General features: G+C 64.8%; 25 protein-coding genes. 13 read left to right on the forward strand and 12 right to left on the reverse strand.

What is annotated here, in order from left to right; genetic code table 11:
- Positions 1-43: 43 nt before the first annotated feature.
- From VB716_RS16470 to VB716_RS16505, 8 genes are all read left to right on the forward strand, one after another.
- Positions 44-556 (forward strand): SixA phosphatase family protein, encoded by a 513-nt coding sequence (locus VB716_RS16470; RefSeq protein WP_322758245.1) that lies wholly within the window; start codon positions 44-46, stop codon positions 554-556.
- A 66-nt stretch (positions 557-622) separates the two neighbouring features.
- Positions 623-1,783, forward strand: a complete 1,161-nt coding sequence (locus VB716_RS16475) for a citrate synthase (protein WP_197158567.1) — start codon at positions 623-625, stop codon at positions 1,781-1,783.
- 85 nt (positions 1,784-1,868) lie between these two features.
- A complete protein-coding gene (nuoH, locus tag VB716_RS16480; RefSeq protein ID WP_197158568.1) occupies positions 1,869-3,038 on the forward strand; it encodes an NADH-quinone oxidoreductase subunit NuoH in 1,170 nt (389 codons plus the stop codon).
- 95 nt (positions 3,039-3,133) lie between these two features.
- Positions 3,134-3,763, forward strand: a complete 630-nt coding sequence (gene ndhI / locus VB716_RS16485) for an NAD(P)H-quinone oxidoreductase subunit I (protein WP_197158569.1) — start codon at positions 3,134-3,136, stop codon at positions 3,761-3,763.
- Positions 3,763-4,392 carry an NADH-quinone oxidoreductase subunit J gene (locus VB716_RS16490; protein WP_197170832.1) on the forward strand — a complete coding sequence of 210 codons (630 nt, stop codon included), beginning with the start codon at positions 3,763-3,765 and terminating at the stop codon, positions 4,390-4,392. Before ndhI ends, VB716_RS16490 begins: the two co-directional genes overlap by 1 nt.
- Positions 4,389-4,718 carry an NADH-quinone oxidoreductase subunit NuoK gene (nuoK, locus tag VB716_RS16495; RefSeq protein ID WP_197158571.1) on the forward strand — a complete coding sequence of 110 codons (330 nt, stop codon included), beginning with the start codon at positions 4,389-4,391 and terminating at the stop codon, positions 4,716-4,718. Before VB716_RS16490 ends, nuoK begins: the two co-directional genes overlap by 4 nt.
- 15 nt (positions 4,719-4,733) lie before the next feature.
- A complete protein-coding gene (locus VB716_RS16500; RefSeq protein WP_197170830.1) occupies positions 4,734-5,684 on the forward strand; it encodes an NAD(+) kinase in 951 nt (316 codons plus the stop codon).
- A gap of 53 nt (positions 5,685-5,737) precedes the next feature.
- Positions 5,738-6,319 (forward strand): CYTH domain-containing protein, encoded by a 582-nt coding sequence (locus VB716_RS16505; protein ID WP_323271053.1) that lies wholly within the window; start codon positions 5,738-5,740, stop codon positions 6,317-6,319.
- A 246-nt stretch (positions 6,320-6,565) separates the two neighbouring features.
- On the opposite strand, the gene VB716_RS16510 is transcribed toward VB716_RS16505, so the two are convergent.
- Positions 6,566-6,832, reverse strand: a complete 267-nt coding sequence (locus VB716_RS16510) for a helix-turn-helix domain-containing protein (RefSeq protein ID WP_231598049.1) — start codon at positions 6,830-6,832, stop codon at positions 6,566-6,568.
- Between the two features lie 115 nt (positions 6,833-6,947).
- Between VB716_RS16510 and VB716_RS16515 the strand changes: the two genes are divergently transcribed.
- Positions 6,948-7,883, forward strand: coding sequence for a methylenetetrahydrofolate reductase (locus VB716_RS16515; RefSeq protein WP_323271054.1), 936 nt, complete (start codon positions 6,948-6,950; stop codon positions 7,881-7,883).
- On the opposite strand, the gene VB716_RS16520 is transcribed toward VB716_RS16515, so the two are convergent.
- The 6 genes from VB716_RS16520 to VB716_RS16545 form a co-directional block, all read right to left on the reverse strand.
- Positions 7,818-8,999, reverse strand: a complete 1,182-nt coding sequence (locus VB716_RS16520) for a nucleotidyltransferase family protein (protein ID WP_197158576.1) — start codon at positions 8,997-8,999, stop codon at positions 7,818-7,820. The two genes, VB716_RS16515 and VB716_RS16520, sit on opposite strands and share 66 nt — an antisense overlap.
- A gap of 46 nt (positions 9,000-9,045) precedes the next feature.
- Positions 9,046-9,909, reverse strand: coding sequence for a segregation/condensation protein A (locus VB716_RS16525; protein ID WP_197158577.1), 864 nt, complete (start codon positions 9,907-9,909; stop codon positions 9,046-9,048).
- An 81-nt stretch (positions 9,910-9,990) separates the two neighbouring features.
- Complete coding sequence (locus VB716_RS16530) at positions 9,991-10,350, reverse strand: LapA family protein (protein ID WP_197158578.1); 360 nt, start codon at positions 10,348-10,350, stop codon at positions 9,991-9,993.
- A gap of 138 nt (positions 10,351-10,488) precedes the next feature.
- Entirely contained in the window at positions 10,489-12,099 is a 1,611-nt protein-coding gene (locus tag VB716_RS16535; protein ID WP_323271055.1) for an NAD(P)H-quinone oxidoreductase subunit 4, read from the reverse strand.
- Positions 12,100-12,199: 100 nt separating this feature from the next.
- A complete protein-coding gene (locus tag VB716_RS16540) occupies positions 12,200-14,206 on the reverse strand; it encodes an NAD(P)H-quinone oxidoreductase subunit 5 (protein WP_322758247.1) in 2,007 nt (668 codons plus the stop codon).
- 99 nt (positions 14,207-14,305) lie between these two features.
- Positions 14,306-15,007, reverse strand: coding sequence for an NnrU family protein (locus VB716_RS16545; RefSeq protein ID WP_322758781.1), 702 nt, complete (start codon positions 15,005-15,007; stop codon positions 14,306-14,308).
- A gap of 193 nt (positions 15,008-15,200) precedes the next feature.
- On the opposite strand from VB716_RS16545, the gene VB716_RS16550 reads away from it, so the two are divergent.
- Complete coding sequence (locus tag VB716_RS16550) at positions 15,201-16,172, forward strand: LysR family transcriptional regulator (RefSeq protein ID WP_197158582.1); 972 nt, start codon at positions 15,201-15,203, stop codon at positions 16,170-16,172.
- Here the strand turns inward: VB716_RS16550 and VB716_RS16555 are convergent.
- Positions 16,163-16,891: a DUF3172 domain-containing protein gene (locus VB716_RS16555; RefSeq protein WP_416223862.1), complete on the reverse strand. Its 729-nt coding sequence runs from the start codon at positions 16,889-16,891 to the stop codon at positions 16,163-16,165. The two genes, VB716_RS16550 and VB716_RS16555, sit on opposite strands and share 10 nt — an antisense overlap.
- Positions 16,888-17,235 (reverse strand): NAD(P)H-quinone oxidoreductase subunit M, encoded by a 348-nt coding sequence (ndhM, locus tag VB716_RS16560; protein ID WP_197170823.1) that lies wholly within the window; start codon positions 17,233-17,235, stop codon positions 16,888-16,890. Before ndhM ends, VB716_RS16555 begins: the two co-directional genes overlap by 4 nt.
- A gap of 187 nt (positions 17,236-17,422) precedes the next feature.
- On the opposite strand from ndhM, the gene pds reads away from it, so the two are divergent.
- Entirely contained in the window at positions 17,423-18,847 is a 1,425-nt protein-coding gene (pds, locus tag VB716_RS16565; protein ID WP_197158584.1) for a 15-cis-phytoene desaturase, read from the forward strand.
- Between the two features lie 2 nt (positions 18,848-18,849).
- Positions 18,850-19,782, forward strand: a complete 933-nt coding sequence (locus tag VB716_RS16570) for a phytoene synthase (protein WP_370594787.1) — start codon at positions 18,850-18,852, stop codon at positions 19,780-19,782.
- A 218-nt stretch (positions 19,783-20,000) separates the two neighbouring features.
- Here the strand turns inward: VB716_RS16570 and VB716_RS16575 are convergent, their stop codons facing one another.
- The 3 genes from VB716_RS16575 to VB716_RS16585 form a co-directional block, all read right to left on the reverse strand.
- On the reverse strand, positions 20,001-20,993 hold the full coding sequence (locus tag VB716_RS16575; protein WP_322758248.1) for an alpha/beta fold hydrolase: 993 nt from the start codon (positions 20,991-20,993) through the stop codon (positions 20,001-20,003).
- Between the two features lie 336 nt (positions 20,994-21,329).
- The gene (locus tag VB716_RS16580; protein ID WP_197158586.1) at positions 21,330-21,755 is read right to left on the reverse strand and encodes an RNA recognition motif domain-containing protein; all 426 of its coding nucleotides are present in this window, start codon (positions 21,753-21,755) and stop codon (positions 21,330-21,332) included.
- A gap of 77 nt (positions 21,756-21,832) precedes the next feature.
- A complete protein-coding gene (locus tag VB716_RS16585; protein ID WP_323271056.1) occupies positions 21,833-23,179 on the reverse strand; it encodes a CCA tRNA nucleotidyltransferase in 1,347 nt (448 codons plus the stop codon).
- Between VB716_RS16585 and VB716_RS16590 the strand changes: the two genes are divergently transcribed.
- Positions 23,178-23,305, forward strand: a 128-nt coding sequence (locus VB716_RS16590; RefSeq protein WP_323271057.1) for a Ycf34 family protein, incomplete at its 3' end; no start/stop codon positions are given. The genes VB716_RS16585 and VB716_RS16590 overlap by 2 nt on opposite strands.

Below are 23,305 nucleotides of genomic sequence, written 5' to 3' on the forward strand. Positions count from 1 at the left end.
ACGGCGAAGCCCTGCGCCTGCGCGCCCGCCTGGAGCTGGCCGGATGAGCGAGGGGCGGGAACTGCTGCTGCTTCGCCATGGCATCGCCGAGGAGCGTTCACCGGACCGGCCCGACGCGGGACGCGGCCTCACCCCACGGGGCGATCGCCGCACCCGCGCCGTGGTGGAGTGCCTCTGCGCCCTGAACCTGGGCTGCGAGCTGTGGTTCACCAGTCCGCTGCTGCGCGCCCGCCAGACCGCCGCCATCGCCGCCGATCTAGGCCTGGCACCGCTCCCACTCGAGGCCCCCGAACTGGCCCCGGAGGCCGATGCCGCACCCCTGCTGGAGCGCTGCCTGGCTGGCGATGGCGAACTGCCCGCCTGGAGCCGTCTGGGCCTGGTGGGCCATGAACCCGACCTCAGCGCCCTGGCAGCCAGGCTGATTGGTGCGCCCCTCGAAGCGCTGGAGCTGCGCAAGGCCGGCGTGATCCTGCTGGCCCTGCCGTCCCGGGGGCTGCCCTGGGGCCACAGCGCCCTGCGATTGCTGCTCTCGCCACGCTCCCTGCTGGCATCCTGAGGTTGCGCCTGGTGGGATGCACTACGGCGCACCCCAGCCCCTGGCCGTAGGGTCTGCAGCAGTGGAATGCCTGGCACGGTGGATCCGTCTTCCTCTTCTCCTCCCTTCCGTCCGGGTCTGGAGGGCGTACCGGCCACCCAGTCGGCGATCTGCGACATCGACGGACAGCAGGGCCTGCTCACCTACCGCGGCTACGACGTGGATGAGCTGGCGGACCGCAGCAGCTTCCTCGAAACGGCTTATCTGCTCATCTGGGGAGACCTGCCCACGGCCTCCCAGCTCGCCTCGTTCCAGCATGAGGTGCAGATGCACCGCCGGGTGAGCTTCCGCATCCGGGACATGATGAAGTGCTTCCCGGCCACGGGGCACCCCATGGACGCGCTGCAGTCGAGCGCGGCCTCACTGGGGCTGTTCTATTCCCGCCGTGCCCTCGACAACCCCGAATACATCTTTGAGGCGGTGGTCCGGCTGATTGCCAAGATCCCCACGATGGTGGCTGCGTTCCAGCTGATCCGCAAAGGCCAGGATCCGATCCAGCCCCGCGACGATCTCTCCTACGCCGCCAACTTCCTCTACATGATCACTGAGCGGGAGCCCGATCCCCTGGCGGCCCGCATCTTCGATGCCTGTCTGATCCTGCACGCCGAGCACAGCCTCAACGCCAGCACCTTCAGTGCCCGCGTCACCGCCAGCACCCTCACCGATCCCTACGCCGTGGTGGCCTCGGCCGTTGGCACCCTCGCCGGCCCCCTGCATGGCGGCGCCAACGAAGACGTGCTGGCCATGCTCGAAACGATCGGCAGCGCCGACCGGGTGGAGGCCTGGCTGGATCAGGCGATTGCCGAGAAGCAGAAGATCATGGGCTTCGGCCACCGTGAGTACAAGGTGAAGGATCCCCGTGCGGTGATCCTGCAGCGCCTGGCCGAGGATCTGTTCGATCGCTTCGGCCACGACCCCCTCTACGACCTGGCCCGCCAGCTGGAGGATGCTGCCGCCGTGCGGCTGGGTCCGAAGGGCATCTATCCGAATGTGGACTTCTATTCCGGCCTGGTGTATCGAAAGCTCGGCATCCCCCGCGATCTGTTCACCCCGATCTTCGCGATCGCCCGCACCGCCGGCTGGCTGGCCCACTGGAAAGAGCAGCTGGGTGCGAATCGCATCTACCGACCCACGCAGATCTACACCGGCACCAGCGATCTCAGCTGGGTACCCCTGGAGGCCCGCTGATCGCGCTTTCGCAGCGATCGCACCGTCTCCCTGATCGTCCGCCTAAGTTGCCCCCACTGCCGCCGCGCCCCTTGCCGCCCTCCGCATGGTGACCTCCACCATCTCCTCCTTCGCAGCGGTCGCCACCGCGGCGACCGTCAGTCCCGGCCTCGATCTGGAGGCCAGCTTCACCGACGTGATGCAGGGCCTCGGCCTCAGTGCCGGTGCGGCCCGTCTGCTCTGGCTTCCCCTGCCGATGCTGCTGGTGCTGGTGGCCGCCGTGGTGGGCGTGCTGGTGAGCGTCTGGCTGGAACGCAAGATCTCCGCCGCCGTGCAGCAGCGCATCGGTCCGGAATATGCCGGCGCCCTCGGGGTGCTGCAGCCGATTGCCGACGGCCTCAAGCTGGTGTTCAAGGAGGACATCATTCCAGCCCGGGCCGATGGCCTGCTCTTCACCATCGGGCCTGTGCTGGTGGTGATTCCCGTGATCCTCAGCTGGCTGGTGGTCCCCTTCGGCCAGCACCTGGTGATCAGCAACGTCGGGATCGGCATCTTCCTGTGGATCTCCCTCAGCAGCATCCAGCCGATCGGCCTGCTGATGAGTGGCTACGCCAGCAACAACAAGTACTCCCTGCTGGGCGGTCTGCGAGCGGCGGCCCAGTCGATCAGCTACGAAATCCCCCTGGCCCTGGCGGTGCTGGCAGTGGTGATGATGAGCAACTCGCTCAGCACCGTCGACATCGTCGATCAGCAGACCGGCGCCGGCATCCTCAGCTGGAACATCTGGCGCCAGCCGGTGGGTTTCCTGATTTTCTGGATCTGTGCCCTGGCTGAATGCGAGCGCTTGCCCTTTGACCTGCCGGAGGCCGAAGAGGAACTGGTGGCCGGCTACCAGACCGAATACTCCGGCATGAAGTTCGCCCTCTTCTATCTGGGCAGCTACATCAACCTCGTGCTTTCGGCCCTGCTCGTCTCGGTGCTCTATCTGGGTGGATGGGGCTTTCCGGTCCCGGTCGAGTGGTTGGCCGGCGCCCTCGGCCAGTCGGTCGATGCCCCTGTGGTGCAGATGATCACAGGCGCCACCGGCATCGTGATGACCGTGCTCAAGGCCTATCTGCTGGTGTTCCTGGCGATCCTGCTGCGCTGGACCACCCCACGGGTGCGGATCGACCAGTTGCTGGATCTCGGCTGGAAGTTCCTGCTGCCGATCGCCCTGGTGAATCTGCTCGTGACCGCCGCCCTGAAACTCGCCTTCCCGGTGGCCTTCGGCGGCTGAACCTGCCGGGTACGACCTGGTCGACGGTTTTTTGCTGAGGCGGCCATCATGGTGCTCAGCCTGCTTCCCTTTCCAGCTCCCTCGCTCTCCGGTTCATGTTCGGCTTCCTCAAGAAGGTCAGTGACTACACGCGTGATGCAGTGGGCGCCGCCCAGTACATGACCCAGGGCCTGGCGGTCACCTTTGACCACCTGCGCCGGCGCCCGATCACGGTTCAGTACCCCTACGAGAAGCTGATCCCATCGGAGCGCTATCGGGGTCGTATCCACTACGAGTTCGACAAGTGCATCGCCTGTGAGGTGTGTGTGCGCGTCTGCCCAATCAACCTGCCGGTGGTCGACTGGGTCATGAACAAAGCCACCAAGAAAAAGGAGCTGCGCAACTATTCAATCGATTTCGGGGTGTGCATCTTCTGCGGCAACTGCGTCGAATACTGCCCCACCAATTGCCTTTCGATGACCGAGGAGTACGAGCTGTCGACCTTCGATCGCCACAGTCTCAACTACGACAACATTGCCCTCGGCCGGCTGCCCACCAGTGTTACCAGTGATCCGGCCGTGTTCGCCCTGCGCGAACTGGCTTACCTGCCCCAGGGGGTGATGGATCCCCACGATGTGCCCGCCACGGCCCCGCGGGCAGGCAAACTTCCCGAGCAGGTGCTGCAGACCCTGCCCAAGGCCGCCCCTGCCGGCGAGACCCAGGCCGATCCCGGAGCCGCTTCCTGATGACGATCGCTTCCACCACCCAGCAGATCTGCTTCCTGGTGCTGTCGGCCACCCTGGTGTTCGGCTCGCTCGGCGTGGTGCTGCTGCCCAACATTGTCTATTCGGCCTTCCTGCTCGGCGGCGTTTTCCTGTCGGTGGCTGGGCTGTATCTCCTGCTCAATGCCAGCTTCGTGGCCGCCGCCCAGGTGCTGGTCTACGTGGGTGCCGTGAACGTGCTGATCCTGTTCGCGATCATGCTCGTGAACAAGCAGGAGACCCTCGCCGCCATTCCCGGCCTGCTGCTGCGTCGCATCCTCTCCGGGGCGGTCTGCGCTGGACTGTTCCTGCTGCTGGTTCGGGTGGCCTTCACCACCGACTGGGCCCTGCCAGGCCCCGAACCGATCGGCGATGAGGCCACCATCCGCATCGGTGAGCACCTGTTCAGCGATTATCTGCTGCCCTTTGAGCTGGCCTCAGTGCTGCTCTTGATGGCGATGATCGGAGCGATTGTGCTGGCCCGCCGCGACGTGTTCAGCAGTGATGTGATCACAGGCGAGCCCGCCGATCAGGGCCTGATCGAAAAGTCCCGCACTCCCCTGCTGCTGGACACCAATGCCCAGAAGCGTCCCATGCTGGAGAACACTCCATGAGCCTTGATCTGCCCAGCCCCATCCCCCTGCAGGCCTATCTGGTGCTGGCCGCCATCCTGTTCTGCACCGGGGTGTGGGGGCTGATCAACAGCCGCAACGCCGTGCGCGTGCTGATGAGCATTGAACTGATGCTCAACGCGGTGAACATCAATCTGATGGCCTTTTCGACCTACCTTGATGGCCAGTTGATCCGCGGCCAGGTGTTCACCATTTTCGTGATCACCGTGGCGGCCGCCGAAGCTGCCGTGGGTCTTGCCATCCTCCTGTCCCTCTATCGCAACCGCGAAACCGTGGATATGGAGCGTTTCAACCTGCTGCGCTGGTAGGTCGGTCTCCCGGCCATGCTGATTGAACGGGTCTGGCTGATCGTGCGCTCCGGCAGCCAGGCTTCCCAGCGGCAGGCTCGCCGCTGCGTCGCCGATCTCAAGACACTCGGAGTCGACGTGATCGTCGCGGTGAGCGGCCTCACCTCCAATCCCTTCCCGGGCCTGCTGGCGACGGAGCCACGCCTGCCGGATCTGGCCCTGGTGCTGGGCGGCGATGGCACCGTGCTCGGGGCTGCCCGCCATCTGGCCCGCCACAACGTGCCGATCCTCAGCTTCAACGTGGGCGGGCACCTGGGCTTCCTCACCCATGATCCCCGGCTGATGCGGCTCAGTGCCAGTGGCGCCCAGCCGTCCGATCCGGCGGACAGCCTGTGGCAGCGCCTGCACGACGACCGTTTCGCCCTGGAGCGCCGCCTGATGCTGGAGGCCCAGGTCGATCGCGGCGATGGGGTGCTGCTGGGCGATGACAGCGATGGAGCCCACTGCGCCCTGAACGATTTCTACCTGCGACCCTGCCTCGATGAGCTGTCGCCCACCTGTGTGCTCGAACTGGAAATCGACGGCGAGGTGGTGGACCAGTACCGCGGCGATGGCCTGATCATCGCCACCCCCACCGGTTCCACGGGATACGCCATGGCGGCGGGTGGACCAATCCTCCATCCGGGCATCGAGGCGATCGTGATCACGCCGATCTGCCCCATGAGTCTTTCCAGCCGGGCGGTGGTCGTGCCGCCGCGGGCGCGACTGATCGTCTGGCCCCTGGGGGAGAGCAGCCGCCGCGTCAAGCTCTGGAAAGACGGCGCCCACGCCACCGAACTGGAGCCGGGCGATCGCTGCATCGTGCAGCGCAGTCCGCACCCGGCCCTGTTCGTGATCCTTGAGCAGAGCCCCTCCTACTACCGCACCCTCACCCGCAAACTCCACTGGGCCGGCAGCCTCGATGGAGCCGAAGCCGGGCCCAACTGAGGCCGGCCCAGAATGACGGCAGAGATCCGGCGCCATGGCGTCGCCCTGCAGCCATGGCCCTGGAAATCGAGCGTCGCTTTCTTGTGCGTGGGGATCAATGGCGGACGCGGGTGCGCTGGAGTGAGCAATTGGCCCAGGGGTATCTGGTGAGCCGGGAGGATGGCCTCACCCTGCGGGTGCGCCTCGCCGATGGGGACCGCGCCTGGCTCACCCTCAAGGCGGCGGTGCCATCTGGAGCGGTGTCATCCGAGGCACCGTTATCGGAGGCCGTGCAGGTTCCAGCGGACAACGCTGCCACCGGCGTTCCCTTGATCCGCCAGGAATTCGAATACGCGATCCCGTGGGCGGATGGCGAGGCTCTGCTGGCCCAGGCGCCAAACCAGGTGCTCAAGCACCGCTATGGCCTGGATCTGCCCGGAGGCGACTGGGTGCTGGATGTGTTTGAGGGGGCCAATGCTCCGCTGGTGGTGGCGGAAGTTGAGCTGCCCGATGCCGGCACCGAGGTGGTGGTGCCGCCTTGGTGCGGACCCGAGATCACAGGCCGCCACGACCTCAGCAACGCAGCCCTGGCCCGCCATCCCCTGAACTCCTGGTCCACTGCGGAGCTTGGCGCCCTGCTGGGGCCGTTGGATTAGGCCTCAGTTCGGGCCGACGTCGCCGTAACGGCAGCGATTGATACGTTTTTCCAATCAGTCACGGCGGCGCAAACGGCCAAGCAAGGGCCGGCGGTGCCGTAGTGTCCAAGTCGAAAGAAAATCAGCATTTTCAGGGGGGACTGCCGGTGACCGGCCTCTACGACCACCAAGGTGTGTTGCGGGTCTCTGGTGATCTGGAGGATTGCCTGGCGTACGCAGAGCTGTTCGGCTTTGAGGTGGAGAGTTTCAGCCTTGTTTCCCTGGTGGGCGAGCTTCCGGTCCGGTCCCATCCAGCGAACAGCAATTGAAGCCGTCGCGGCAGATCTTGCCGTTGTCCATGGCCCAGTTGAGCAGGGCCACCCGGTTCTTCACACCTGTCTTGGTGAAGATATTGCTGACGTGATTATCTACGGTGCGCTTGCTGATCATCAGGCGATCGGCGATTTCCTGGTTGGTCAGGCCTTGCGCCACCAGCTCAATAATCTCAAGTTCCCGCTCTGAAAGCCCGGCCATCGGTGGGCCCAGTCTGTGACTCCACTCCATCCGACCGCTCCGGTACTTGCCAGGCTCAGACCTCACTGTACGCAGGTCGCTGCCGCATGATGGGAGCCTGAAATCCTCCGAAGGCTTGCAGCAGCTCCACCAGGCACTCACCCAGGGTCATTTTGCTGTCACTGCCGAGGTGACGCCACCGCGTGGAGGCGATTGCACACGCACCCTGGAGGCGGCGCGAGCTCTGCGGGGACTGGTTCATGCCGTCAACGTCACCGATGGCAGCAGGGCGGTGATGCGCATGTGCAGCCTGGCGGTGTGCCGTCTGCTGCTGGATGCCGGCATCGAGCCCGTCTGGCAGGTGGCCTGCCGCGATCGCAATCGCATCGCCCTGCAGGCGGATCTGCTCGGTGCTCATGCCCTTGGAATCCGCAATGTGCTCTGCCTCACCGGTGATCCGGTGCGGGCCGGCGATCAGCCCGAAGCCAGGCCGGTGAATGAACTGGAATCGGTGCGGTTGCTGCAGCTGGTCAGCCTCCTCAACAGTGGAGAAGATCCTGTCAAGGGCAGCCTGCCCGATGGTCCGACCCAGCTGTTCGCAGGCGCCGCCGCCGATCCCCAGTCACCCAGTTGGAGTGGCCTGCGCAGCCGGCTGCAGCGCAAGCAGGAAGCCGGGGCCCGCTTCGTGCAGACCCAGATGGTGATGGAGACGGACGCCTTACGGCGGTTCGTGGACGAACTGGCCGCCCCCCTGGGTCTGCCTGTGCTGGCGGGGGTGTTCCTGCTCAAGTCGGCGCGGAACGCCGCCTTCGTGAATCGGGTGGTGCCAGGGGCCAGGATTCCCCAGCACCTGATCGAGCGCCTGGCCGATGCCGCCGATCCAGCAGCCGAGGGCATTGCGATTGCGGCGGAACAGGTGCGGGCCTTCAGCACGATCGCCCAGGGCGTTCACCTGATGGCCGTGAAGGCGGAGGAACGCATTCCGGCAATCATTCGCCAGGCGGGTTTAGGGCCTCTGGGACAGGGTCAGGTCGGTGCCGAGAAGGTCGGCCATGGCCTTCTGCTGGGGTGAAGGGGAGCTGTGGTCCTGACGCCTGACATCGGTGATCAGCCAGTCGAGGGCGGCTTCCTGCAGATCGAAGTGATCGCCGTTGCGATCGACGCAGTAACGACCGAACACGAGCTTGTCGACCAGGCGCACGCCAGCACCGATGCGTGAGTAATCGAAGATGATGGAATTGTCGATCGTGGCGCCAGCACAGATGTGACAGCTGGGACCGATCATCGCCGGACCAATGATCGTGACCCCATCCTCAATGCGGCTCATCCCACCGACATAGATCGGTCCTTTCACATTGATCTTGTCCCAGTTTGCAGCAACGTTCAGGCCCGCATAGATCCCTGGGCGCACTTCCTTGCCTGGAATCTGCACTTGCCTGACCTCGCCTTCCAGGACGCTACGGATCGCCTGCCAGTAATCAGGTACCTTGCCGATGTCCACCCACTCAAAATCCATGGGCAGGGCATAAAATGGAGCGCCTGCCTGAACCAGTCTTGGGAAAAGATCGGAGCCGATATCAAAGGGAGTTGTATCGGGAATGAAGTCGAAGACCTCCGGCTCAAATATATAAATGCCGGTATTGATCATGTCGCTAGCTGCTTCTTCCAGGCTCGGCTTCTCCTGGAAGGACAGCACGCGCCCATCAGGGTCCGTCACCACCACGCCGTAGCTGCTCACCTGCTCCTTCGGAACGCGTTTGGTGACGAGGCTTGCCATGGCGCCCTTCTCACGGTGGCGACGCACCGCCTCGCTGAGATCGAGATCAATCAGAGCATCGCCGCAGAGCACCACGAAGGTGTCGTCGAAGAAGGGTTGGAAATTCTGAATCTTCTTGAGGCCTCCGGCTGAGCCGAGGGCATCGCCGATCAGTTCTCCATCTTCAATCTTCCCTTCGAAGCTGTAGGCAATCTGCACGCCGAAGCGTTGGCCATCACGAAAATAGTTCTCGATCTCCTCAGCTAGATGGGAGACGTTCACCATGATTTCGTCGAAGCCATGCTGACGCAGCAGCTCCAGCAGGAATTCCATCACCGGCTTCTGCAGGATCGGAATCATCGGCTTCGGCAGAATGTGGGTGATCGGCCTTACCCGTGTGCCCTTCCCTGCCGCCAGGATCATCGCCTTCATTGGCGCCTGTCCCCATCCATCAGAGCCCGTACCTTAGTCAAAGGCGTCAGGCAGCCAGGATCTCCCTGGTCGGCAGGGGAGCTGGCACCTGTTCGAGGCGACGCAGGTGCAGGGGGCCGAACAGGCCGCCCTGCTGCTCCAGTTCCACCGATCCCTGGGCGGAGAGGAAGAGCAGGGCCCAGAACACGCCCACCCGATCACAGTCGAGATCCTCTCCGGCCGGATCCTGTTGAACGGCCCGCGCCCAGGCGCTAACCAGCACCTCGAAATCCAGCCAATCCTCAGCCGCCTGCCAATGGCTGAGGAACCGCTGCAGTCCGGTGGTGGTCTCCGGCAGCTTCTCGCGGTGGGCAAGGTTGGCCACCTGTTCGATTGCCGCTCGGTCGCTGAACCGGCGGCTACGGGAACGCTGGCGCTGGCGCCCTTCCCCCTCCTGTTCGAGGCGTTCGGCGATGTCCTCCAGCTGGCGGATCAGTTCGCCCAGGGTCACGGGCCTCTGCAAGGGGGGAGGCGCCACGGGACGGCGGCGCAGGTGGCGTTCAGGCCGCCGTGGCAGGGCGATCATGGTGCCCCATCCCGAATCTTCGCCCTCGTCGCAGGGGGCTTCCAGCAGCTCTTCGATCGGTTCGGGCGGGAAGGTGAGGGCTTCCAGCACTTCGGCCTTGAGGCTCACCAGCACGGAGGCCGCCAGGAATGCCTCGCTGGTTTCGGCAAGATCACGTTCGTAACTCCCCCCCTGGCGCCCATCCGATCGGGCCACCACCAGACGGGGGGCACCGATGCGCTGGCGCAGCTGGTCGAGGAATCCATCCACCACGGCAATCACATCGACATCCCACGGGTCGAGCTCTCCCCGTATCGCTGCATCCTGGAGCAGTCGGATGGCCAGCCTGGCGCCTGCTTCAGCCACGCGCTCCCGGGTCTCCAAGCAGAATCACCGCACCGTAACGGTCGGGCAGCTGCTGCACCAGGGGTCTGTTCCCGGTTCAGTTCAGGTTTCGCCGGCTGCTGCGGAGCTCTCTCCGGCTGCAGGCAGCAGGCCGAGCTGGGCATCGACCGCCGCGCGGTAGCGCTGCAGGTCATCTTCGAGTTCCTGGATCCGCACCTGCTGGGCTTCCCGTTCGGTCTGCTCCTGCAGGCGCTCCACCTGCTTGACCACGCCTGTCCACACCGCAAACACCCAGGCCGCGGTGGCACCGATCCCACCGACCACGAGGAGCATGGCGGCCAGGGGCAGGGTGGCGGTGATGCCGGGCAGGAAGTGCACGGTCGTGGGGGCCGTGTTCTCGAGGGTGAACATCACCGTGGCCAGGCCGAAGCTGAAGATCAGCAGGAAGTTCAGCTGTCGCATCGGATCAAGACAGAGGGTTGGGCCATGAACGGATGGAGCGTAAGAACAGCAGGGCAGGCCGGATGAAGGGACTGGGCCAGCGCAGGTTTTGTTTACGCAGGCCGTGCGGGGACGAACGCCTGAGCAGATCGGTCTGGGTCAGCCCACAGCAGGAGCGCGCAGCAGGGCTTGGACTCCGCTGCCAGCCAGGAAAGGCGCCAGGGGAGTGCCTCCGGGGAGACCAGAGGCCTGCCGCAGGTGCGCCATCGCCTTGTCCTCCTGTCCCACAAGCTGCTCCATCGAGGCGCGGTAGGTGTCGGTCATCAGGCGCGGGTAGAGGCCGATGCCGATGATCGGCACCAACAGGCAACTGATCACGTAGATCTCCCGCGGCTCGGCATCCACCAGATTGCTATGGGAGGCCAGCTCGGCGTTCTCCTTGCCGAAGAAGATCTCCCGAAGCATCGAGAGCAGGTAGATCGGCGTGAGGATCACGCCCACGGCGGCGAGCACCGCCATCACGATGCGGAAGCTGAGCGAGTAGACCTCGCTGGTGGCGAAGCCCACGAACACCATCAGTTCGGCCACAAATCCGCTCATGCCGGGCAGGGCCAGGGAGGCCAGCGAGCAGACGGTCCAGAGGGCGAACATCTTGCGCATCTTCTGGCCCACCCCACCCATGTCGTCGAGCTGGAGGGTGTGGGTGCGGTCATAGGTGGCACCCACCAGGAAGAAGAGGCTGGCGCCGATCAGGCCATGGCTGACCATCTGGAGCATGGCCCCGCTGGTTCCCAGGGCACTGACACTGCCGATGCCGATCAGCACGAAGCCCATGTGGCTGATCGAGCTGTAGGCGATCTTGCGCTTGAGGTTGCGCTGGGCGAACGACGTGAGCGCGGCATAGATGATGTTCACCACCCCCAGCACCACCAGCAATGGCGCGAACCGCACATGGGCATCGGGCAGGAGCTGGCAGTTGAAGCGCAGCAGGGCGTAGCCGCCCATCTTCAGGAGGATGCCGGCCAGCAGCATGTGGACCGGTGCCGTGGCCTCTCCATGGGCATCCGGCAGCCAGGTGTGCAGCGGCACGATCGGTAGCTTCACGCCGAAGGCAATCAGCAGGCCGGCGTAACAGAGAACCTGGAAGCCGGTGCCGAATCCCTTCGCTGCCAGGCTCGTGTACTCGAAGGTGGGGGCCCCGCCGCCGTAGAAGGCCATGGCCAGCCCCGCCAGGAGAATGAACAGGGAGCTGCCGGCGGTGTAAAGGATGAACTTGGTGGCGGCGTACTGGCGCTTCTTGCCGCCCCAGATGGCCAGCAGCAGGTACACCGGAAGCAGCTCGAGCTCCCAGGCCAGGAAGAAGAGCAGCATGTCCTGCACCGCGAACACGGCGATCTGGCCGCCATCCATGGCCAGCAGCAGGAAGAAGAACAGACGCGGTTTGAAGGTCACCGGCCAGGCCGCCAGCACCGCCAGGGCGGTGATGAAGCTGGTCAGCAGGATCAGGGGCATCGACAGGCCATCGGCCCCCACGGACCAGGCCAGACCGAGATCGGGCAGCCACTCCACCCGTTCCACCAGCTGCAGGCCAGCCACGGAAGGGTCGTAGCCGTTCAGGTAGCCCCCCACCGTGAGCAGGAAGGTGATCAGGGCGATGCCCAGGGCGTACCAGCGCACCCTGCGGCCATCGCCCTCATCGGGAACGAACGGGATAAGCAGCGCGGCGGCGATCGGGAAGAGGATCGACGCGCTCAGCCAGGGAAAGGCCAAGGTCCTGGGCAGGTCAAGTCAGGCCGGAGTGTAGAAATGCCCACCGCCCGCCAGAGCTGCGGTGGGGGATGTCACACAGAGTGTGAGACCGCAGTCAGGATCAACCGAGGGATCCGAACAGCACCACAAGGGCGATCACACCGCCGAACACGATCAGGGCATAGAACTGGGCGCGACCGGTCTCGAAGTATTTGAGACCCTCCCCAGAGCCCAGGGTGAGCAGGCCGGTGAGGTTCACGACACCGTCCACCACCTTGGCGTCCACCTCCAGCACTTGGCGAGCCAGTTTGCGGCTGCCCTGCACGAACAGCTTGTCGTTGATGTCGTCGAGGTACCACTTGTTGGCCAGGAAGGCATTGAGGGCGGGGAAGCGTGCGGCCACCGCCGTGCCCAGATCGATCCTGTGGAGCGCATAGGCCAGCACCGCTACGGAGATGCCTGCCACCGAGATCGCCACCGATGCGCCCGCCAGGGGCAGGAACTCGGCCCAGGAGAAGTGCTCGGCCATCTCAGCGGCTTCATGGGGATCGAGCAGGCCGGCAAAACGACTGTTCCAGGGGGTGCCGAGCAAGCCGATCAACACCGAGGGGATGGCGAGGACCGCCAGCGGCATCGCCATCTGCCAGCCGGATTCGTGGGGGTGGCTGGCGTGGTGGCCGTGGTCGTCATCGCCACCACTGGACTTTCCGGCGGCGGCAAGCAGCTGGGCCTGGATCGCCTGGTCGGTTCCGCGGAAGTCGCCTTCGAAGGTGAGGAAGTAAAGGCGGAACATGTAGAAGGCGGTCATGCCGGCGGTCACGAAGCCTGCCACCCAGAGCAGCGGGAAGCTGCCGAATGCCTGGCCGAGGATCTCGTCCTTGCTCCAGAAGCCGGCCAAGGGAGGGATGCCGCTGATCGCCACGCAGCCGATCAGGAAGGTGGCGCTGGTGATCGGCATGAATTTGCGCAGGCCGCCCATCAGGCGCATGTCCTGGGCCAGCACCGGTTCGTGGCCCACCACCTCTTCCATGGCATGGATCACCGAGCCGGAGCCGAGGAACAGCATCGCCTTGAAGAAGGCGTGGGTCACCAGGTGGAACATGCCGGCGACCGGAGCACCGCAGCCCATCGCCAGCATCATGTAGCCCAGCTGACTGACGGTGCTGTAGGCCAGACCCTTCTTCAGGTCCATCTGGGTCAGGGCAATCGAAGCCCCCAGCACGAGGGTGATGGTGCCGATCACGGCGATCGTGACCTGCACCGCGGCAAAGGGCTCGTACACCGGCTGAAGCCGGGCCACCAGAAACACGCCCGCGGCCACCATGGTGGCGGCATGGATCAGGGCCGAAATCGGTGTGGGGCCCTCCATGGCATCGGGCAGCCACACATGCAGGGGGAACTGGGCCGACTTGGCCATCGGCCCCATGAACACCAGCAGACAGAGGATCACGGCCACACCGGTGCTGAGGCTGCCGCCGGCCACGGCCTCGCTGAGCCGTGCTCCGATCTCCTCGAACCCGAAGCTGCCGGTGGCCCAGAACAGGCCGAGGATGCCGAGCAGCAGGCCGAAGTCGCCGACCCGGTTCACCACGAAGGCCTTCTGGGCGGCATTGGCGGCGCCGTCGCGGTCGTACCAGAAGCCCACCAGCAGGTAGGAGCACATGCCCACCAGCTCCCAGAAGACATAGATCTCCAGCAGGTTCGGGCTGATCACCAGGCCCAGCATTGAGCTGCTGAACAGGGCCAGGTAGGTGAAGAAGCGCACATAGCCCTTGTCGTGGGCCATGTAGCCATCGGAATAGACCATCACCAGCAGGGCGATGGTGGTCACCAGGGCCAGCATCACCGCGCCGAGGGCATCGACGCGGAAGCCCATCTGCAGATTGAAGGTGCCGGCGCTGGCCCAGTTGAACAGCACCTCGGTGGGTGCTGCTCCGGCGAGCTGCTGGGCCAGCACGGCGTAGCTGAGCACAGCAGCGGCTCCGACACAGCTGATCAGCAGCACGGCCACCGGTTTTCGCAACCGATTCACTGTGCGGTTGAAGCTGATCAGGCCGAGGCCGGTGACGCAGGCCCCCAACAGGGGAAGCACCGGAATCAACCAGGCGAGTTCAGCGGCTGACGGCATCCTGCTCAGGCTGGTGCTGGCGAGTGTAGGCAGCCCGCCTGGCTCCCACCGGCTCATGTGCCTGAGCGCCCACCATCGCCGCCCCGCCGGCGCCCCGCCTCATCCCAGCCAATGGGCCAGGGCGGTGCGCGAGAAGGTGACGGCGCCGAGGCCGATGAAGCGGTGGGCCCACCAGAACACGCCGATGGCGATGGCGATGCCCAGCTGGGCCGGGCGCAGGAATTCGGCCCAGATCAGCTGCTGACGGCCATCCAGCACCGCCCGGAACGGCAGCACTGACGTGCTGTCCCGCAGCTCTTCGAAGGCGGTGCCAAAGCGGTGGGCCAGGCGCCGATCGCCATTCCAGATGGCGAACAGGTGGTGGGCGATCAGGCCGGCGCAGGTCACCACCATGAAGCTGCTGCCGATCCAGAGCAGGTGGGTGGCACACCAGAGCACCTGCCCCACCGCCTGGGGATGGCGGCTGACCCGGATGATGCCGGTGGCATACAGCCGTACCTGAGGCTTCAGCACCGCCGGGATCTCCAGCAGGTTGTAGGTGGCCGGGTAGAGGAAGAGGAAGCTGATGGCGGTGCAGCCCCACACCAGCGGCACGATCCAGGGCTGCTCCTGCAGATTCCAGAGCCGCAGGCCGTCATAGCGGTGGGCCAGGAAGTAGCCGATCACCACCACCGCCGCCGGGATGCTCACGCCGGCGAACAGCAGCCGCCAGGCCCGTTCGCCGATCCGCTCCACCCCCCACACCCGCAGGGAGGCTCCACCGCTGTGCAGCACGGCGAACACCACGAGCAGGGCCAGCATCACCGCGCTGCTGTGGTGGGGGCTGGCTGGGGCAAGCAGGGAAGGCAAGGGCTGGGCGACTGCGAAGCCAGCAATTCTGGGCATCCGCCGGCCCACCTAGAGTCTGGACTTACGAGGCTGAATCACACACCTCCCTTCTCCCGCCAACGTTTTCACTGCGCTCCCGCCTTGTCTCCAAACGCCCGCCGCGTCCATGGCTGATCTGCCCTTCACCCTCGATCAGCTGCGCATCCTGCGGGCCATCGCCAGCGAGGGCAGTTTCAAGAAGGCCGCCGACAGCCTCTATGTGACACAACCGGCCGTGAGCCTTCAGATCCAGAATCTGGAGAAGCAGCTGGATGTGTCGCTGTTCGATCGGGGCGGGCGCAAGGCTCAGCTCACCGAAGCGGGCCACCTGCTGCTGAGCTACTGCGACCGGATCCTCAGCCAGTGTCAGGAGGCCTGTCGCGCTCTTGATGATCTCCACAACCTGCGGGGTGGATCCCTGATCGTCGGCGCCAGCCAGACGACCGGCACCTACCTGATGCCGCGCATGATCGGGCTGTTCCGGCAGAAGTATCCGGACGTGGCCGTGCAGCTGCAGGTGCACAGCACCCGCCGAACAGGCTGGAGTGTGGCCAACGGCCAGGTGGATCTGGCGATCATTGGTGGCGAGCTGCCGCCTGAACTGAACGAGTTACTGCAGGTTCTTCCCTACGCCAGCGATGAACTGGCGCTGGTGCTGCCGGTGAAGCATCCGCTGTCGCGTTTGCCGGAGCTCACCAAGGACGACCTCTACCGTCTCGGTTTCGTCTGCCTGGATGCCCAGTCCACCACCCGCAAGATGGTGGACCAGCTGCTGGCCCGGTCCGGCCTTGATGTGGGCCGGCTCAAGATTGAGATGGAACTCAACTCCTTCGAGGCGATCAAGAACGCCGTGCAGAGCGGCCTGGGGGCCGCGTTTCTGCCGGTGGTCTCGATCGAGAGGGAACTCGCTGCCGGCAGTCTGCATCGGCCCCAGGTGGCCGATCTGCTGGTGCGGCGCCAGCTGAAGCTGATCAGCCACCCGGCCCGGTATTGCTCCCGGGCCTCTGATGCCTTCCGCAAGGAAGTGTTGCCGGTGTTCGCCAGCCCCGACAGCCCCCTGCGCCAGCCCCTGGCGCAGGCCCAGCCGGCTCAGAACTGATCAGCTTCCGGGGTCACGCCCACGGCATCGTCTGCGGCACCGGCAATCCCACGGGTCTGGAATTTGTTGCCGGTTATGTCGGTCTGGTAGACACAGCGAACGACTGGCTTGTCACGCACCGAGCCGATGTAGGCGAAGGTGTTCATGCGCTGCTTGCACTGGCGCATCTGCTCGGCGGTCACGGCACCCTCCTTCTGAAGCACGGCCCAGTTCTCCCGCCGGATCACGCATCCGGGCTGCAGCGTGGGCTGGGTCACGAAGCTGCTGCTCGGGTTCATCGTGGTGTAGAGCTCGATGTCCATCACGAAGGCGCTGGCACCCCACTGCTTGCAGAATTCCGGGTCGGGTACGGCCATGTCGAGCTGCTGGCTGCTGGCGATGTTCCCCTGGTTGCCCTGGGTGGTGCTGGTCACAGCGCTGCCGATGCCGATCCCCACCACCAGCACTCCCGCCAGGATGGCGATCGTGCGCACGTTCAGGGAAATGGCAGGGGTCCCTCCGGGCCCACCACCGCCGGGACCACGCCCGCCTGGATTTCCGCCGCCACCCCCGTAGCCAGCGGTTGTCGTCCGTCTACCGGCATCCCGCTCATAACGGCTGTCGCCTCGGTCATAGCGACCGGTTTCGTAAGCCATCTCCCGGTCACTCCGCCCTCTGGGACGGCCGTCGTAGCGGCTGTAGCCAGCATCGGAGGCAGCCCGGCCGCGGGAGCGGGTCACAGGGCTTCGGGACTGCGGGGCAGTCCCATGGAGTAATTGAGCACGCGGGCCTGGGGGTTGTAGCGAATGGCGCCGGCCTGGAGCATCTGCTGGATCAACCCTTCCAGCTCGGATCCGATGCGGCGCAGGGTGTAATCGGTCAGGTCGTCACCGGCATGACGCTCCACTAGGGCACGGAACTGGTCCTGCACCCGGCTGAGGCTGGCGTCGTCCCAGAGAAACTCGTTGTCGGGGTCCACATCCAGCGTCAGATGCCCGGAGTCGGACACCAGATCACCGTCCTCCACCCGGGCCGTGAACAGGCGGATGTGGCGGGTGGTGCATTTCAGCAGGATCTCAACCATCAGCTGGCGGTGCTGGGGCTCAGGCGAGCCGAACGGAGTGGGTCAACGCTACCGGGAACCGGGCCAGACAGGGCGCTGCGGGGGGTGGGCAGCGCCAGGGGCTGGGCCCGGCTTGGCCGAGGAGAAGCTGCCGGGTCGCGACCTCTGGGGGCTCCCTTTATGGTTGCCCGTACTTTCGAGTCGGTTCATGCGCGTCGCCATCGCCGGAGCGGGCCTTGCCGGGTTGTCGTGCGCCAAGTACCTCTGTGACGCCGGCCATACGCCGGTGGTCTATGAAGCCCGCGATGTGCTCGGCGGCAAGGTGGCCGCCTGGCAGGACGAAGAGGGGGATTGGTACGAAACAGGCCTTCACATCTTCTTCGGGGCTTACCGCAACATGCGGCAGCTGTTCGCGGAACTCGATATCGAGGATCGGCTGCAGTGGAAAAGCCACTCGATGATCTTCAACCAGAAGGACGTACCCGGCACCTACAGCCGCTTCGACTTTCCAGACCTGCCGGCCCCGTTCAACGGAGTGGCGGCGATTCTGGGCAACAACGACATGCTCACCTGGCCTGAGAAAATCGCCTTCGGCCTCGGACTGGTCCCCGCCATGCTGCGCGGCCAAGACTATGTGGAAGCCTGTGACCAATACTCCTGGACTGAGTGGTTGCAACTGCACAACATTCCAGAACGTGTGAACGACGAAGTTTTTATCGCCATGAGCAAGGCGCTCAACTTTATTGATCCTGATGAGATTTCCAGCACCGTCGTTCTCACCGCCCTGAACCGTTTCCTCCAGGAGGGCGATGGTTCCAAGATGGCCTTCCTCGATGGCAATCCGCCCCAGCGCCTCTGCCAGCCGATCGTGGATTACATCACGGCCAGAGGCGGAGAGGTGCATCTCAACAGCCCTCTGCGGGCCATTGAGCTTGCCGCTGATGGCAGCGTCAGCAGCTTCCGTCTCGCTGGCATCAAGGGCAAGGAAGGCCAACAGGTGGTGGCCGATGCCTATGTGAGCGCCCTGCCGGTGGATCCGCTGAAGCTGCTGCTGCCCGAGTCCTGGAGGGAGCTGCCGTATTTCAGCAAGCTGGAAGGGCTCAACGGCGTGCCAGTGATCAATATCCATCTCTGGTTCGATCGCAAGCTCACAGACATCGACCACCTGCTGTTCAGCCGCAGTGAACTGCTCAGCGTCTATGCCGACATGAGCAACACCTGTCGCGAATACGAAGACCCCGACCGTTCCATGCTGGAGCTCGTGTTCGCCCCAGCCAAAGACTGGATCGGCCGCAGCGACGACGCCATCATTGCCGCCACCCTCGAGGAACTCAAACGCCTCTTCCCGCAGCATTTCAGCGGTGAGGACCAGGCCCAGCTGCGTAAATCGAAGGTGGTGAAGACGCCCCTCTCTGTCTACAAGACCGTTCCCGGTTGCCAGAAACTGCGTCCCAGCCAGGAGTCACCGATCACCAACTTTTTCCTGGCCGGCGATTACACGATGCAGCGCTATCTTGCCTCCATGGAGGGTGCCGTGCTCAGCGGCAAGCTCTGCGCCGAGGCGGTGGATCGCAGATTCGGTCCCGCCTCATCCGCCCAGCCCGTCCCCCAGTCCACCCTGACGGCGGTCTGAGCGTGCTGGCCGCCACCCCTGCCACCTCCACTGCTCTCCTCCCATCCCTGGAGGAGGCCTATGACCAGTGCCGCCAGGAAACAGCCCAGTGGGCCAAGACCTTTTATCTGGGCACCCTGCTGATGCCCGCGGCTAAGCGTCGGGCCATCTGGGCGATTTACGTCTGGTGCCGCCGCACCGATGAATTGATGGACAGCCCCCAGGCGCAGGATCTGCCTGTAGCCCAGCTGGCAGAACGGCTCGATCGCTGGGAAGAGCGCACCCGCGCCCTGTTTGCAGGGCAGGTGAAGGACGGACTGGATCGGGTGATGGCCGACACGCTGGAGCGCTATCCCCAGCCGCTGCAGCCCTATCTCGACATGATCGAGGGGCAGCGGATGGATCTGTTTCAGCATCGCTATGCCACCTTTTCTGATCTGAAGCTCTACTGCTACCGGGTCGCTGGAACCGTTGGGCTGATGACGCAGGAGGTGATGGGCCTGGATCCGGCCTACACCACGGCTCCCTGGAGCGAGCGGCCCGACACCTCCCAAGCAGCGGTGGCCCTGGGGATTGCCAATCAGCTCACCAACATCCTCCGCGATGTTGGCGAGGATCGTGGCCGGGGTCGCATCTATTTGCCCCAGGAAGATCTCAACAAATTCGGCTATTCCGAGACCGACCTGATGGCTGGCCGCCTGAGCGAGAACTGGCGAGCCCTGATGCGCTTTCAACTGCAGCGGGCCCGTGACTGGTTTGCCCGCTCCGAGGAAGGGGTCCGCTGGCTGGCTCCCGATGCCCGCTGGCCGGTGTGGGCCTCGCTGCGCCTCTATCGCGGCATTCTCGATGTGATTGAGCGCCACGATTACGATGTCTTCAATAAGCGGGCCTATGTTCCACGGGTGGGCAAGCTGCTGGATCTGCCGCTCTCCTTTGTGATCGCCCAGGCTCGATAACACGGTAGGGAAAGTCTCGCCATCGTCATGATGGCTTCGAGTCTTGCCAGTGGTTTCAGCGCGGTACTCCTCGCCGTGGTTGACCTCAGGCCAGGTCCGATGCCGACCCACCATCTAAGAGCTGCAGCGCACCTGCTTGGTGAGCTTCTCCACAGCGAAGACAAGATCAGTGCCCGGGAAGAGATGCAGCCGTGGTGAGGGCCTTGCCGGATCGTGGATCAGCAGGACAGGCCTGTTCCTGTGACGTCCTGCGAGAGGGCCCGGAGCAAGATCGGATTGACTAGTTCAGGAGCCTCATCGTGGGGGCAATGGCCTAGGCCACGGAGGACATGGAGTGCTTTCACACAGGCGAACTGTTGCCAGCGTCTGGCTTCGGATACCGGTTCCCAGGGATCTGCTTCGCCCCACACCATGCGAACGGGGGTGGTCAGTGCTGCGAGCAGATCCGGCGCGAGGTGATCGTCGAAGAGGTTGATGAAGCCTCGGAAGGCTTCGTCAGCTCCGGTCTTCTGGGTGGGGCCCAGCAGTAGCGATACCAGCTGGTCGTCAAGATTGGCTCCGCTTGGATAGGCCCGCTTCAGCACCTTTCGGATCACGCGGGCTTGGCTGAGCTGCCGAAACAGCCATTGGGTGAGCCATCGTTGCCGAACAAGGGCTTTCAGCAGAGAACGGCTATAACGACTCAGAGGCGGCTGATCCGCCAGGAGCTTGTCATCAAGAGCTCGCTGAGCGCAGTCCACCAGCAGCACCTGTCGGGCGGGACGTCCTTCCTGTTCCATCAGAGCGGCACAGCGCAGAGCCACCACTCCACCGATTGAGTTGCCCACCAGGGTGGTTGGAGTACGCACGACTTCCGTGATGAAGGCGGAGACCTGTTCCGCCCAGAGTTCAAGGCCATAGACACAATCGCCGTCTTCAGCCGATTCCCCGACAAGGCGGGAGCGAGGCTTGCCACTGGCTCCGAATCCAAGCAGGTCAATGGCGTAGACGTCGTGATGGACGGCCAGAGCTGCAAGGTTGTGGCGCCAGTGCTCCTTGCAAGCCCCGAACCCGTGGATCAGTACAGCCGCCGGCCGATCTCCGGCTTCTCTCCTGATGAAATCACCTGGAGCCGGTCTTTTCTCACCTGCTCGGCAGATCACATAACTCACTGGCTGGCCCCGCCAGTTCCACTGGGCCTCCCATGTCTTGGGAAAGGGACTGTCGCTCACGCTGGATGCCCCACTTGTCATGGATTGACCAGCCCAGCCGCCATACACCTGATTCTGTCGGTGTTGTTGAGAAGGCGCAGGTCCGATCTCACAACCTGACCCACCCTCGCACGCAAAGAAGAAGACGTCCGGGACTCAGGCCGACAACCACAAACAGCTGCCGTCTGATCATGCAAGGTTTGCGTGGTCAGTAGGCTTCCGAGGGCAGCCGGTGATTGGCACGATGGTATTTAGATTTTCCTGATTGGCCTCTGAATCCTGCGGCACGTCGATGGTGGCGACGCATGTGCCGCAGGGCTAGTGCCGGGAGGCAGCAGCCCTGCGATCGTTGCTGGATCAGACGGCAGCAGTCTGTTTGCCGAGCAGGTCCTTCAGCTTCGAGAGCTCGCCGGCCCAGCGGGGATCGGGAGCTTCGGCATCGACGCTGTCGGCGTGAACCACCTTGTTGATTGCCTTGCGGGCGGCCGTGGGTGCTGCACCGACGCGACTGCCGGCGGCACCGGTGGGGCGGGCGTCACGACGCTCGGAGATCTCGATGCGGAGGGTGCTGCCGCCGAACTCCTTGCCGTTGAGCTGCTCGATCAGGGCATCGGCCAGCTTCGGGTCGTCCACGTTGGCGAAGCCGAAGCCCCGGCTGGCGCCGGTGTCGCGGTCGGTGACGGACTTGAAACGAATCCCCTTGCCAACGTTCGCGAGCAGAGCGTCGAGCTCTTTTGCATCAAAAGCTTCCGGCAGATTGCCGATGTAGAGACGAACGCTCATGGGAGGAGGGAAGGGGATAGGAGGAAAGCTTCAGCAGGCGAGGAGAAACCTCTGGTACACGCCTTTGCATTTCAAAGTTAATCATGTCGCCGGTCCGCAGCCCTACGGCCTTCCTCACCTGCCTCGGCCTGTTGCCACCATTTCCGCGCCAGCTGCACGATCGGTTCGGCTGCCGCAGCAGATTGCGGATCCAACCCGCTGGTGCTCTGTTGTGACGCTTCTGGCAACCGCTGATAGGCCCTCTCGCGGGTGAGGAAGGCCAGCAATTCCCCCAGCCGTGGCCCAGCGGGGATCGCCAGCAGCTCCTGCAGCTGGCGCCCATCGATCGGCGGGCGGGGGTGAAACAGGGGGTCGTGCGGGTCGTGCCAGCGCTCCATGGCCTGGCGAGCCGTGGCCTCAGGCAGGAGCAGCAGCAGCGCCGGAAGTGCCTCCTCCAGCTCCTGGTGCAGCCGCAGGCGTTCGGGTTCCTGCAAGGTCTTCAGACTGCCGCAGCCCTTCCCGGCGCTGCGGGCCTGCAAAGCGACGCGCCAGCGATTCAGGCGCTCACAGCGCTGCTGTAACCGGCGACTGCCGTGCAGCCGCGCCACAGCCCCGCCATCCAGCAGGGCCGCCAGCCGCGCCAGGGGTAAGGCCCAGCCCCGTTCCTCCCGGTTCAAACCCCGGGCAACCGCCCCTTCCTCATCCAGGCCCGTGAGCCTGGCCGCGCCCGCTGCATCGGCTTGCCAGGGTTGCAGCAGCTGCAGCTCCATCGCGGTGATCAGGCCTCTGTGGCCGGCTGGTGCCGCCGCCAGTTTCTCCAGTTCCGTCAGAACCCGTTCGCAGGCCACGCTGGCCAGGCGGTGATGGTGGGCCGCCAGCCAGCGACGGGTGGTGGCGGACAGGCGAAACTCCAGTTCTGCCGCCAGCCGCACCCCCCGCAGCAGACGCAGCGGATCGTCAAGCAGGTTGGCCTCGCTCACGGCCACCAGCTGCCGCTGGCGCAGATCCGCCAGGCCTCCGGTGGGATCCAGAAGAGAGGCGCCGGCTTCCAGTGGCAGGGCGATGGCATTGATCGTGTAGTCGCGGCGGCGCAGATCGCTGGCCAGATCGGTGCCGCAGCGGCGAGCCAGGTCCACCGTCCAGCCCCGCAGCACCAGGCGGGCGATGCTGCGCTGCTCGTCCAGCACCACGCAACTGCCGCCGTGGCGGCGGGCCAGGCGGCGGCAGAGCTCGATCGCATCCTCCGCGACCACCAGATCGAGATCGGGGCGATCCGCCAGGCGATCCAGAAGCCCATCCCGCACAGCCCCACCCACCAGGGCGGCATCGGCCGGAAGGTGGTCGATGGAGAGCGGCCACTGGTCCACGGCCAGCCTCTGACGCAACTGCGCCGCCGCCTCAGCCTCTTCGGCCAGAATGTCTGTTGGATCCGGTCCGTGCAGCATGTGCATCTGTGTGGATTGCCACTGGGTGGACCGCTGCCAGGCCTACCACGCAGTGGAGCGGCAGCATGGTGTGCCCCACCTCAGCGCCCCCCCGGACATCAGGCCCCCGCAGCCACGCATTCACGT

This window comes from Synechococcus sp. CCY9201 (assembly GCF_034931105.1).
GTDB lineage: Bacteria > Cyanobacteriota > Cyanobacteriia > PCC-6307 > Cyanobiaceae > CBW1002.